We start from the raw sequence: 13,054 nt of genomic DNA, 5'->3' as shown, positions 1-13,054 counted from the left end.
TGGATACCCAAGTCGAAAGTTTGACGCAGGTTTCCTTTTATTCTTCTCTCTCATCCGTAGACTGGCGTCACTCTGGTCACTTGCGGCCGTCCAGCTGACCCGTCGGCCGGGCGGCGGTCTCATGAAAGATAAACGTGAACTCTTTACGGATGAAGGCCGCGTTCTTTGCCGCGCTTGTCCTTGCCCTGGCGTCGGTCCCAACAACCGGCACGGCACCTGCACACGCCGAGCTGACGCCGGCACCTGTCGCGACCGCCACGGCAACACCGACTCCTAGCGCTCCGGCCGCGGCAACGCAGACGGCGACCGCCACCCAGACGGCAACACAGACGCCGACGGCGGCGCCCACCGCGGAAGCCCTGACTCCGGGCGCGGACGCCGTCCAGCCGGCGCCGACCCCCTCCGCTACTGCCGGCACCAGCCCGTCCCTCACGACGGTCGAATCGCTGCCCCCGGAAAACTCGGGCGAGCCCTTTGTGGCACACACCTTTGAGAATCCGCCCCCGGCCGGCGTGAAGGGGGCTCCGGCCACGGCCAGCGCGGGCATGCTGTCCACGGAGTCCTATTCGCTTGCCCGCCAGGGTGACATCAAGGTTCGCCTCGTCCTGGTCCAGTTGGCCGACAAGAAGGCCACCATCTCGCAGACAGCGGCTAAGGCCTCCATCACCACCAGCAGCAATTACTGGAAGACCATGTCCAACGGCCGCCTGTCGATGAGCGTGGCGACGGTGGAGAGCCGCACCAGCAAGGCCACCTCGACGCAGCGCTACCCGGACATGATGAACACCATCGCCACCGAGCTCAAGTGGACGCCGAATCCCTACACCGCACTCGTCGTCTTCGTGTCCACGCCCACGCTCTCCGACGGGGCGTACGGCGCAGGCTGGAGTTACAGCGGCACGAGCGGGCGGGTCATCATGCCGCTCCCGGCCACCCTGACCAACAGCGTGCTGACACACGAATTCGGGCACGTGCTGGGCCTGATGCACGCCAACAGCTTGCAGTGCGGCAGCGGCGCGCAGGACGTCGCCACCAAGTCGGACGGAACGTTCGCCGACTCCACCTGCAGCATCCGTGAATACGGCGACAGCCTGGACCTGATGGGCGTCTCCCAGACCACCCAGCCCGCCATCAGCTCGACCCTCTGGACCTATGGAGGATTCGGCCGCGGGGACGAGGTTCTCGACGCCGGGATCCTCAAGGACGTCAAGAAATTCACCTTGAAGGCCTGGGCCGGCACCGATGCCAGACGCGCCGTGAAGTTCACCGACCCGGTGAGCGGCGAAGTCTATTTCCTCGAGTTGCGCCTGCCGGTCAGCTACGACACCGCGAAGGCCGTGAACCTCAACAGCGGCGTCAAGATTGTCCAGCAACTGGGGGCGGGCTCGCTGATCCTGCTGCCAGACTCACGACCCTTCTCCGGGTACTACAACCCCAGCCAAACCTGGCAGGCCGGCCAGACCTTCAGCACCCATGCCGGCACCCGGGTGAAAATTGATTCCATCTCGGCTACCGCCGCGGCCATCACCATCACCGCTGCCAACGCCGTGACCGGAGTGTTCCGGGACGCCTGGCTGCAGGCCGGCGGGGAAGCCAGCCTGGGCTACAGCACCAGCGACGTGACCTGCCCGTACGGCGCGGCGGCCACCACCACTTGCCACCAGACTTTCCAGCGCGGCGTGGTCTACAGCACCCCGGGCGTGGGCACCTATGCCGTCTCGAACACCTACATGTCCGGGTGGAAGGACGCCGGCTGGCAGCAGGGCATCGGCTACCCCACCGGGACCGCGAGCTGCGGCCTGTACGGCGGAGGCTGCTACCAGCCCTTCCAAAAGGGCAACATCTACTACTCCACAGCGTCGGGCGCCCACGCCGTCGTCGGCGTCTATTGGAATGCCTGGCGGGACGCCGGCTGGCAGCCCGGCATCGGCTACCCCACCGGAGCACCAAGCTGCGGACTCTACGGCGGCGGATGCTTCCAGCCCTTCCAGAAGGGGAACATCTACTACTCCACCGCATCCGGCGCCCACGCGGTCATCGGCGCCTACTGGAACGCCTGGCGGGAAGCCGGCTGGCAGCCCGGCATCGGCTACCCGACAGGCGAACCCGTCTGCGGGCTCGCGGGCAGCGGCTGCTCCCAGTCGTTCCAAAAGGGCAATGTCTACTTCACCACCGCCACCGGCGCCCACGCCGTGAGCGGTGTTTACGCCACAGCCTGGGCAGCGGCCGGACTCCAGCCGGGCCTCGGCTACCCGACCGGCGCACCGGCGTGCGGGTTGTACGGCGGCGGCTGCTACCAGCCCTTCCAGAAGGGGAACATCTACTACTCCTCCGCCTCCGGCGCGCACGCGGTCATCGGCGTCTACTGGAACGCCTGGCGGGAAGCCGGCTGGCAGCCCGGCATCGGCTACCCCACGGGCGAACCCGCCTGCGGGCTCGCCGGCGGCGGCTGCTCCCAGCCGTTCCAAAAGGGCAACGTCTACTACACGCCCACCACCGGCGCCCACGCCGTGAGCGGCGTCTACACTACGGCCTGGACGGCGGCCGGACTCCAGCCGGGCATCGGCTACCCCATCGGAGCTCCCAGCTGCGGGCTCTACGGCGGCGGCTGCTACCAGCCTTTCGAAAAGTCCAACATCTACTACTCCGCCGCGTCCGGCGCCCACGCCGTCACCAGCCGGTACTTCAACTCCTGGCGTGCGGCCGGATGGCAGAAGGGCGTGGGGTACCCCACGGGCCCGGAAAAGTGCGGATTGTGGGGCGGCGGCTGCTACCAGCCCTTCCAGACCGGCAACAGCTATTACACCGCCGCGACCGGCGCGAACATGATCGGCCAGCCCTACCGGGAAGCCTGGCGGCTGGCTGGCTGGCAGTCCGGCGGACTGGGCTACCCGCTCGGCGCAGCTGTGGCCTACAACGGCTACCGGACGGTGCCGTTCCAGGGCGGTTCCATGATCTACAGCTCGACGGGAGTCAAGGTCGTCCGTAAGTAACGGCCTTACCGGTGGGCCGGTGCGTCACTCCGGCATGATCATGGTGCGCAGATCCAGCTGCCGCAGCACCCGGTCCGCGACCTCCGGGTCCATGTCGGGTTCGTTCCGGGCCGCCACAACCTCCTGACGCGCGGCGTCGAGGGCGATGGTCTGGACGGCAATGGCCAGCTCGCGGCCGCGCTTGCGTTTTTCGGTGACGCTCTCGTTCCGCAGGCTGCCGTCCAGGAGTTCCGCGTGCAGCCGGGTCATCTTCTCCTTGACCAGGGCCACCTTTTCCTGCGGCAGCTCCTTCATAAGCTCGTGGTCCTTCAGCGCCGCAATGGCCGCCTGCTGGGCGCGGGAGGCCAGCAGCCGGGCGGCGTCGCGCTCCACGGACCCGTCCTCCGAGGCCTTCAGGACCCGCATCAGCCACGGCAGTGTCAGGCCCGGCAGCACGAGCGTGGCCAGCAGCACGGCGCACGCAATCACCAGCAGCTCGCTGCGGGCCGGGAACGGGGTCCCGTCGGCCAGCGTGGCCGGGAGGGCCAGCGCCAGCGCCAGGGTGGCCAAGCCGCGCATGCCGCACCACGTCAGGATCAGGACCTCTTTCGCGGAGGTGGGACGCAGCGTGTTTTTCTTGCTCCGCGCCAGGCCCGACATCATCGCCAGCCAGCCGAACCGCACGGCGAAAACCAGCACGCAGACCACGGCGGCTGTTCCGGCCATGCCGATCACCGCGGTGCCCTCGTCGTGGATGACCTGGCGGATCTCTAGGCCCACCAGCCCGAAGGCGAGGCCCGTGGCGAGCAGCTCCACCACGTCCCAGAACGCCGTGCGGGTGACCCGCTCGGCGGCCTCCTGCGGCCGTGAATGCCGCTGGATCTCCAAGGCCGTGACGACGACGGCGATCACGCCGGAGGCGTGCACCTCCTCAGCGAGGATGTAGGCGGCAAACGGGACCACTAGCGTGACCGCGCTGCGGGCCACCATCGAGTGCACCAGACGCGTGATGAGGCGCGTGAGCCAGCCCATCCCGATCCCGACGCCGACGGCAAGGGCCGCCCCGACGGCGAACTGGAGCACGACGTCGGGCCCCACCCTGCTGCCGGCAACGGAGGCCGCGACGGCCGCCTGGAAAATGACGATGGCGGCCGCGTCGTTGAACAGGCCCTCGCTCTGCAGGACCGTGATGAGCCGGCGCGGCATGTGGACCCTGCCTGCGATGGAGTCCACCGCCACGGGATCGGGCGGGGCCACCATGGCGCCCAGGGCGATCGCGGCCGGGATGCCGATACCCGGGATCATGAGCCAGGCGGCGCCTGCCACGACGGCGGTGGAAACCACCACAAGCGCTACGGCGAGCATCAGCAGCGTCCGCCAGCGCACCCGGAAGACGGCCCAGGAACTGCGCTGCGCGGTCGCGAAGAGCAGCGGCGGCAGGAAGATGGGCAGGATCAGTTCCGCCGGAATGTCCACCTCCGGAAAGCCCGGGATAAACGTCAGCGACGCGGCGAGGATCAGCATCAGGACCGGGTATGGCAGGCGGAGCCGGTCACCCAGGCCCACCGCCACCACGGTGGCCAGAAGAAGTCCGATGATGAGGGCCAGCTGGTCCATGTGCACTCTTTCCCCGGGGTGACGGCGACCAGTCCCCGGCCATCGACGCGCCAGCCGCCCCCACCACCCTATCGGGGCACTGCTTCGCCGGGGCCGGCCCGGCGGACTACCTCACGGGTCCAGTTCGCCGGTTTAGCTCACGGGACCGAGGGCCGCGGCGAGCGGCAGGGTTCCGTCCCGGAACTCGATTGTCCGGCCTGCGGTCTGCGGCAGACCGAGCACCGCGGCGGCGACGAGCGCCACGTTGGAGCGCGAGGTGCCGGTGCCGTCAGAGGTATCGGTGGGGTTGACGTCCAGCAGACCGTTGCCGGGGCCGTCGGTCAAGGCTCCCGGGCCCAGGATGGTCCACTCCAGGCCGCTGCCACGCAGGTGGGCGTCCGCGGCAGCTTTGGCCTCGGCGTAGGCGTGGAAGCTGTTGTCCGCGGGGACGCCATGGTCCGGCCCGGCCCCGAGGTAGGAGACCATAACGTAGCGCCGGACGCCGGCGTCGCCCGCGGCGTCGATCGACCGGATGGCCGCGTCCCGGTCCACGGCATAGGTGCGTTCCGGGCTACCGCCGCCCGCGCCGGCGGACCACACCACGGCGTCGTGGCCCTTCAACGCTTCGGCGATTTCCGCCGTCGTCGATTTCTCCACGTCGAGCACCAACGGGGTGGCGCCGGTGGCGGCGACGTCGTCCCGATGGTCCGGGTTGCGGATGATGGAAGTCACCTCGGCCCCGTCCTTCGAGAGGATGCCGGACAGTTCCATAGCCACTTTTCCGTGGCCGCCGATGATTGCGATTCGCGTCATCGTCCCATTCTGTCCCACGAGTGCTGTCCCCGCACCCGGTACGTGGCCATTCGAGCGCGTTGCGCTATTACTTCGGGCCGTCATGGGCGCGGCAGAACAGCCATAAGTGACAGAGCAACGGCGGAACCCGGACCGCCGACCGGGTGGCCGCGGACGACTAGGCGGTCCGGGCGTCCCGGAGGCCTACCAGATGGTGTAGCCGGTGAAACCGTGCCCGACTTTCACCCGGTGCCCCATAGCGGTTCCCCCCGAAGCGCTGGGGTAGAACCAGAGGTCGCCGTGCGTGTCGGTGGCGACGAGGTCCAGGTAGCCGTCCACGTTCTCGAAGTCCCCGTCTGAGACTATGCGCGTGTAGCCGCCCCATCCGGAGCCGAAGCTGTGCACCCCTCGGCGGATGGTCCTGCCGTTGTCGGAGTACGGACAGAGGGTCCCGTGGGTGTCTCGGGCGTAGAAGTCGGGGTACTCGGTCCCGATCTTCATATCCACAAGCATCCGCCCGGCCCATCCGGTGCCGACCCGCTGGCGCGGAAGCCAGCGCGGCATATCGTGACCGATGGACACTTTGTAGGGGTACCGCCACAGCGTGCCGGAGTGGTCGATGGCCAGCAGGGCGAAGTGGCCCGTCTCGTCGATGATGCTGGTCATCGGGTTCCAGCCGCCGCCGACCCGTTTCGGCTTGAGCCAGCCACCATGTCCGTTGCTCGGGTATATCCAGAGGGTTCCAGACTTGTCCCGCGCGTACACCCCGCCGTAGGCTCCCACGTGGGCGTTGATGATGTTCGTGAAATGCCACCCAGTGCCCGACTTGATCCGCGGCTTGAACCCGCCGTCCCCGTTGCCCGGGTAAATCCACAGGGTGCCGTGGCTGTCCTGCGCGAGCAAGTCGGGCCTGCCATCGCAGGTGTAATCCCGGACAGCGGGTCGATACGGCTCGCAGCTGGATCGGACAACCGCGCGTGACGGGTCGGCTTGCACTGGCCCTGCGAGCAACCCGGTTGTCAGGAGCAATGGCCAGGTGATGCTGATCAGAAGACGCCGGCTTGCTTTCATGGCCCGGAGCCTAGACCCGTGTGCCATTGTGCACACGAGTATCAAAACCCGTGACTAGTACGACCCGTACGCAAGTAGCGGCTGCCGCCCTCGGCGCTCACCTGGTTCCGCGGATATGAAACGCAGCCAGCAAGACCGATGACCTGCTTCTTCGTGGCGGTTAAGACAAAAGGACCCCGCAGGCCGGGCCTGCGGGGTCTTTCTGTAGCGGCGGGGAGGCTCGATCTCCCGACCTCACGATTATGAGTCGTAAAGTATCGCCCTTAGATTGTCTAGGTTTGCCAGCATTTCATATCCATTTTGTATCCATACCGCTTGGGTGGTAGATCGTTCGCGTTACGCCAGGACGCGACTGAAGAGCGCATCCACCGCCTGTGCGGATGAATGTGCGTCCTCGGCGAAGAGCTGGGCGTACACGTCCAAGGTAGTCACGGCGGAGCTATGGCCCGCGATCTGCTGAACCAGTTTCACGTTTGCACCGGCGCTCACAGCCAACGTGACGGCAGTCCGCCGCAGGTCATGAAACACGACGTCAGGGAAGTCCGGGGCCACCGCCTGACAGCGCTCCACGGCAGGATGGAAAACGCGGCGAGCAAAGTTCGAGCTCCGCAGCTCAGCACCTGACGGCGACGTGAAGACCAACGCGCCCGGCTCCAGATTGCCTACATGCTGTTCCAGAAGCGTCGCCACAAACGGTGGGATCGGAACAGTACGCGGCCTTCGGCCCTTTGTGGTTTCACGGAACTGCAAACGGCCATCGACAGGCACCAGGGTGGTCCGGACGACAACCTGCGGCCGCTCGCCAAGGGTCAGGGCACCGGCTCGAAGGCCTGCAATCTCAGACCACCGGAGGCCGGTGGTGCCCGCGAACATAATCAGAGCCTCATAGAGGTCATGGGAGGCGTCTTCGTACCGCCCGCCCGCAGCCGCCTGCTCCGCAAGCGACTGAAGCTGCGGAGCTGTGAGGGCCACATGCTCCCTCACCGGATCAGGCTTCGGGACGTGGTTGATCGTAGCGTTGCGGGCGGGATTGGTTGACAGAAATCCCGAATCCGCCGCGTACTGAAGCATCCGGCCAAGTTGACGGTATGCACGCTGGCGCGCATCGTCGCTGTCAAAGGTCGTCAGCCATTCGTTGATGACGGTGAGCGTCACCGTTGCCAGTGTCCGGTGTTCTAGGTGCGGCCTCAGATGTTTCTCATATATCCGCCGGTACCCGGCCACGGTGACGGGTGACGTCGGGCGGGCGCCCTTGGCTCCCACCCGCTCAATGCGGTCAATCCATTCCAGGTAGAGGTCATGAAACCTCATCTTGCCGCCGGTGCGCGTGTCTACCAGCGTGCCCCCGGCCCTAGCGGCGTTGATCTTCAGCTCATGGGCCTGCGCTTCGGCCTTAGTCCGGAACGTCGGGTAGAGCCTCTTCCCATCCACGCGGTAGTCGTGCCGCCATTTCCCGTTGGGGAGTTTCTTGATCGCCATCGGCCAAGACTATCCACATAATCGTAAGTTCGCGAAACGTTGGACGCCTATTCCTGGGGCGCTTCGCGTACACACACGACACGCCCAAGTTCGATGCACGGAACCTCCCGCCGCGCCGACAGTTTCCTGTGGGCTACAACGGTGAATGACACCCCATTTCCCCCGAGATCCCGGGCGAAACGAGGTTTCGCCGAGCAGGTTTCCTGTGGATTAACGGGGGGTTAAATGACATGATTGTCATACGTCACCCGGGCTCCCCCGGGGGGCTCTTGCACTACATGTAGGATCGTAGAGCTTGACACGGAGCCAGCGAGAGCGCTAGGGAAATTGACCCAGCGCCCCTGCCCGGTCAGCCACCACCGACTACGGCTTCACCCTCGCAAGTTTGACTCGCAGCCCCCATGATTCGGCGCGATCCTCGCAGGCATCGAAGCTCCCGTCAGTCACCCCCGCGCGCCCGTCCAGGTCGCCTTCCAGCACTGCCGCATGCCCAAATGGCATCGGTCCCTTCCCATCCGGAGTCTTGTTGTCCACGATTACCACCGCCATCTCCCCCGAACGGGCGCGAGAGATCACATCATCCGTCTACCTGAGCCGCCGCGACGCGGCGCTTTATATGTGCGTAAGTGAAAAGTTCCTGGCGACCCACCTAAACGACGGCCCCCTGCGCTTACGCCTTGGGTCCAAGATTGTTTACCGCCTGTCCGACATTGAGGACTGGATGCGCCAGCAGGAAGTGCGCCGATGAGCGGGGACTCTCCGCTAGGGCTACGAGTCCCACAGGAGGAACTCCCCCGGCCGGTTGTCCTAATTATGCAGCCACCCCCAGAGCCGCTGGCGCTAGGTGCCAATCCCCCGCCAACACGGGGAAACCGGCTACATTGCCAGCCCCAGAGGGCCGTAGTTTCTTGAACACATTTGTTGAACGGAATTCGAATGCCAGACCGGGCAGGCCGAAGGCTCAGAGCAAGTGCAAAGTCAAGGGATGCGACAAGGATGCTGCCAGCAGGAACAGGTGCTGGACCCACTACAGACAGTGGGAACGCAAGTACGGGCATCTCCGGTGCCATTGGTCCGGTTGCCGGGTGCACCAGGACGACGGCGGCCGACGGATGAACGGCGTCTTTTACTGCCGCCGCCATGAACACGAACACCTGAGGATCACCCCACAAGCGCAAGTTCTAAACGGCGGGCGCCTAGGCTGCCTGATCACACCAGATGCCAATGGCTGCTGGCTATGGAGCGGGCCAATTAATGACGGCGGTTATGGCCTGTTTGTCCCCGAGGGCGCGAACACAGCCAAGTGGTACGCGCACCGGGTGGCATGGGGTCTCCTGATGGGCGGGCATGAGCCCGGCCTGGAACTGGACCACCGGACGTGCAAGCGGCCCAACTGCGTGAACCCCTCACACCTGGAGCCAGTCACAAAGAGCGTCAATCAGAAGCGCAAGCGGAATAGTCCCGAATGGGACTGGACCAACCCCGACGCGGTGAGCAATCCCCGCGTCTCCCAATTCGCCAAGGAGCACGGCCTACCCGCGCCACTCCCGACCACAAGCTCACACATCGTCAAGCGTCGCCGTCCGGCCACGCTCTCACCCACCACCAGAAAGACCCGAAATGCCCCCAGCAACACCCGCCGAACTCGCACACGCCAAGGAGTTTGACGTGTGCAACAACCGCTATCGCAAACTTGGGCTTTGCACCCGTTGCGCACCCCAGGCAGCATACGGACACCAAGACGGCTTCACTAACGTCAAGCCTCCCTGCTCGGACTGCCTCCCAATCATCATGGGCTTCCCTACCAACGAGCCCGGTGAATGGCGAAGTTATAGCCGCCGGCATGGACGCCGCCTCTCCCCCGCATTGGCTCTGGCTGGGGTCTCCTAAGGGCATTGAGGTGGGAGGTTCAGGCCTCCCCCTCCCGCCCTGCCGGATAGGCCGTAACCCACCTTAGAATCCGGAAAAGCTCTCTAACCCGTTCACGACCGGAGGCGCTATGACCACCGGGGCGGCGGCGGGGCCGTCAGGGGGTCCCTCCCCCACCCCTTTGGGAGCGGGTGAATGATCCAGCGAATCCTTTGGTGGTCCGGGCCGTAGTGGTTCCCCTGGCACGGCGGCGGTTGGACGGCTGGTGTTCCGAGCGCTGCTCAAGCGAGGCAGGTTGAGTATGATTTCCGCCCTCGTCTACGAAGAGGCAAAACCGATCCCTCCTACGACGAAAAATAGGCCCCCGATCATGCACATGAATCCCATGCCTCTAATCGTCGGCACGTCGGCGAATGTAAAGCCCCCTGGCTTGATTCCGCGACTTTCCTTGTAGATCCTTGACCACGCGGTCGCCGTGTCGTTGATGTCTCGGAAGACGCACAGCCCGAACAGGAACAGGAAAAGGCCCGCTGCACTAAAACCAATGCCCACCCAGTTCATCCGGGTTGCTGCGCCGAGAACGAAGGTGGCTAGGAACACTGCGTAGAACAGCCAATAGAACGTCCTCGCGGGTTGGGGCAATTCGGTCAAGAGCCGCCTAATCCCCCTGAGTGTTTTGATGATGCTCCTTCCGCCGGTCAGTTGATCACAACGAAGATGTGGTCCCCACCATTGGCCGAGCCTAGCTGACCCGGTTCTCATAAACGTGTTCTCAGAAACGATCGTTTACTGCGAGTGAGAGTGACGGCCAGCTCTGGGCAGCTGGTCCCCGGAAATTAAGGTGGGTTGTGTTCTCATAACTCATAACATAATCTAATTATCAAAACATCGTTTGGAATTGAGTATACGAGAATGAGGCAATCAGAATGGCACTAGTTGGGTACATGCGAGTCAGCACGGCGGATCAGAATACAGACGGTCAGTTGGACGCGTTGGTGGCGGCGGGTGTCAAGGCCGACCCCCGCCACCTGTTCCAAGACCACGGAGTGAGCGGTGCCAAGGCGGAGCGTCCGGGGCTCACTGAGTGCCTGAAATCCCTCAGGGAGGGAGACACACTGGTAGTCGCCAAGTTGGACCGCCTGGGGCGGTCCCTCGGGAATCTGGTCCAGTTGTTCCAAGAGCTTGCAGATCAGGGTGTGGGTGTCCGTGTGCTGGATAACCCTATGCTCAGCACGGACGGCAACAGCGCCCAGGCGAAGCTCATGCTGGGTATCTATGGGGCGTTCGCTGAATACGAACGTGACCTACTCCGTGAACGCACGAACATCGGACTCGCGGCAGCCCGTGCACGCGGCCGCAACGGGGGCCGGCCCAAACTGCTGGACACAGCGAAGGTCACCAGGGCGAAGCAGTTGCACGCCGCTGGTGTCATGAGCCCCAAGGAAATCGCGGACGCGGTGGGCGTCTCCGTTGCCACGCTGTACCGATACCTCGCCAAGTAGGACTCCATCCAAGAAAGCCCCCGGGGAAATCCGGGGGCTTTCTCGTGTCTTGGAACAGGCTCAGAGTCGGCACCCGCTCACCACTCAGGCGGGAATGTGCGGGTTCTTGAACACCCGATGAGGTATGGGCCATTCATAGTGATCAAGTGCCCGCTCCGAACTTTGCCTTCGAGGGTTTTTGAAGTCGGCGCGCCTGGTGTCCGCGATGGGCGTGACTTCATAGTCCGCTAACGTCTCAGCGGGCGGCTCGGTGGCAGTGGATTCGCCACCCCGCCCATTGAAGGCTGCACCCCAACCCTCTCGACTCACCCACTCATCCACGCCGCCATCATCAACCTCGTTGACCACGGGCTCGTGAAGCACGACGTCAAGCAGCGGGTTATCGGCAGGGTGGTGGAAGACGGAACGCCGTGCATTGTTTGCGGTAAGGGAATTGAAGTATCGGGCGATGACCGTTGTCCCCTGAAGATGGGTATCTGGCATCTCCGGTTGCCCCATGTACAGCCCCACGCGGCGGGAGAGTGGTACGAGAAAAGCCCCGGCAGTGCCCAACCCTACGCCCATCATGGGATGGGCGTCGGGATGAGCCAACAACGTAACCGGCGTATCCGATGTCAAGAGCGCACGGCGGCGAAAGCGATATAGCGACCACCCACAACCAGCGAACATCTGGGCAGTGGGCTCGATGAGGTCGCGCAGGATTCTTATGTGCGCGCTTGCCCCGAGTTCTATCTTCGGACCTCCTGGCTTCGTAAGGTCCTCCCACTCGCATTCAAGTTCGGCTTCTCCTACCTCGCGTTGAAGCCCCTCGGTCATTACCTTCTTCAGATACGCAATACCTGCCACAGCCGTCTGCACGCGAATAATCGCGGCCACGTGATCCTGTTGCTGGTTGCGGATAGCGGGGCTTCGCAAGTGCTGGAGTGCCGCCCAAAGCGCGATAGCGTCACGGTCCTCGTCCCGAGGAGGCCATATCCGATCATCGACAACGGCCTCGAACGCCTTCGCGGCCGTCCCCTCAACTTCCGAGAACCGCTTCTCCCAGAAGTCGCTCAGGGTCGGCTCTGCCTTTGTCCCGATGTTGATGTTGTAGAAGTCGCGGATCACCGAGGCATTGCTTATGGACACGGGGTGCTGACGGTCGCCTGGAAGCCAGACTTGTTGCACCCGATCACCGGCATCCGCGAAGCGCTCCAAATAGAAGCGTGGCACCGTGTGGTGCCGCCTCGACAATTGGCCCAAGTCTTCCCCCAACCCAAAATGTCACCCGTGTGACGACGACACACTAGCACCGCCCCCAGAATGGGCCGACGCCGAGCCCCTGTCGCCGTCTCGTTGCTGCCGGAGCTTCATCTGGGTGCGTGGCACGTCCTTGGTTATCCCCCCGAACAGTGCGGCAGATGGTCGCGTATCCATTTTGTATCCACGAGCCGGAGAAAAGGATGGATTTCCGGGGAAAGGGAAGGATCGGCCCCTGGCCCTTCTCCAAGCGGAGAGACAGAAAGACCCCCGGAATCTCGCGGATTCCGGGGGTCTTATCTGGTAGCGGCGGGGAGGCTCGATCTCCCGACCTCACGATTATGAGTCGTGCGCTCTAACCAACTGAGCTACGCCGCCACGAATGAGAAAAACCTGCGCCAAGCCGGTCAAAAACCGCCTTGACGCAGGCCCTCATTCAGAGCCCCCCACCGGAATCGATCCGGTGACCTCGTTCTTACCAAGAACGCGCTCTACCACTGAGCTAGGGGGGCAACGAGTAAATACTCTACCGGA

At 64.4% G+C, this 13,054-nt stretch carries 9 protein-coding genes and 2 tRNA genes; 3 read left to right on the top strand and 8 right to left on the bottom strand.

From position 1 onward, the window contains the following. Nucleotides 1-134 precede the first annotated feature (134 nt). Nucleotides 135-2,993 (top strand): M43 family zinc metalloprotease, encoded by a 2,859-nt coding sequence (locus AC1DBD_RS02445; RefSeq protein ID WP_476917455.1) that lies wholly within the window; start codon nucleotides 135-137, stop codon nucleotides 2,991-2,993. Between the two features lie 24 nt (nucleotides 2,994-3,017). Here the strand turns inward: AC1DBD_RS02445 and AC1DBD_RS02440 are convergent, their stop codons facing one another. The 4 genes from AC1DBD_RS02440 to AC1DBD_RS02425 all read right to left on the bottom strand — a co-directional run bounded on the left by AC1DBD_RS02440 (nucleotide 3,018) and on the right by AC1DBD_RS02425 (nucleotide 7,910). Continuing rightward, nucleotides 3,018-4,589 carry a Na+/H+ antiporter gene (locus AC1DBD_RS02440; protein WP_441416979.1) on the bottom strand — a complete coding sequence of 524 codons (1,572 nt, stop codon included), beginning with the start codon at nucleotides 4,587-4,589 and terminating at the stop codon, nucleotides 3,018-3,020. A 132-nt stretch (nucleotides 4,590-4,721) separates the two neighbouring features. Further along, complete coding sequence (locus tag AC1DBD_RS02435; RefSeq protein WP_441416978.1) at nucleotides 4,722-5,381, bottom strand: SDR family oxidoreductase; 660 nt, start codon at nucleotides 5,379-5,381, stop codon at nucleotides 4,722-4,724. A 183-nt stretch (nucleotides 5,382-5,564) separates the two neighbouring features. Then, a complete protein-coding gene (locus AC1DBD_RS02430) occupies nucleotides 5,565-6,263 on the bottom strand; it encodes a hypothetical protein (RefSeq protein ID WP_476981357.1) in 699 nt (232 codons plus the stop codon). A 504-nt stretch (nucleotides 6,264-6,767) separates the two neighbouring features. Beyond that, entirely contained in the window at nucleotides 6,768-7,910 is a 1,143-nt protein-coding gene (locus tag AC1DBD_RS02425) for a tyrosine-type recombinase/integrase (protein ID WP_476981356.1), read from the bottom strand. 526 nt (nucleotides 7,911-8,436) lie between these two features. Here AC1DBD_RS02425 and AC1DBD_RS02420 point away from each other — a divergent pair. Beyond that, the gene (locus AC1DBD_RS02420; RefSeq protein WP_476981355.1) at nucleotides 8,437-8,658 is read left to right on the top strand and encodes a hypothetical protein; all 222 of its coding nucleotides are present in this window, start codon (nucleotides 8,437-8,439) and stop codon (nucleotides 8,656-8,658) included. A gap of 1,439 nt (nucleotides 8,659-10,097) precedes the next feature. On the opposite strand, the gene AC1DBD_RS02415 is transcribed toward AC1DBD_RS02420, so the two are convergent. Then, complete coding sequence (locus AC1DBD_RS02415) at nucleotides 10,098-10,430, bottom strand: hypothetical protein (RefSeq protein ID WP_476981354.1); 333 nt, start codon at nucleotides 10,428-10,430, stop codon at nucleotides 10,098-10,100. Nucleotides 10,431-10,705: 275 nt separating this feature from the next. Here AC1DBD_RS02415 and AC1DBD_RS02410 point away from each other — a divergent pair, with 275 nt between their 5' ends. Next, entirely contained in the window at nucleotides 10,706-11,281 is a 576-nt protein-coding gene (locus AC1DBD_RS02410; RefSeq protein ID WP_476981353.1) for a recombinase family protein, read from the top strand. An 84-nt stretch (nucleotides 11,282-11,365) separates the two neighbouring features. Here AC1DBD_RS02410 and AC1DBD_RS02405 read toward each other — a convergent pair whose 3' ends face one another. The 3 genes from AC1DBD_RS02405 to AC1DBD_RS02395 form a co-directional block, all read right to left on the bottom strand. Continuing rightward, nucleotides 11,366-12,493, bottom strand: a complete 1,128-nt coding sequence (locus AC1DBD_RS02405; protein WP_476981352.1) for a DUF4238 domain-containing protein — start codon at nucleotides 12,491-12,493, stop codon at nucleotides 11,366-11,368. Between the two features lie 328 nt (nucleotides 12,494-12,821). Next, nucleotides 12,822-12,898, bottom strand: a tRNA-Met gene (locus tag AC1DBD_RS02400). A 62-nt stretch (nucleotides 12,899-12,960) separates the two neighbouring features. Further along, nucleotides 12,961-13,032, bottom strand: a tRNA-Thr gene (locus AC1DBD_RS02395). Between the last annotated feature and the right edge of the window lie 22 nt (nucleotides 13,033-13,054).

It is taken from the genome of Arthrobacter sp. 10T419 (genome assembly GCF_056394105.1).
This window is presented reverse-complemented; position numbering and strand designations above follow the sequence as displayed.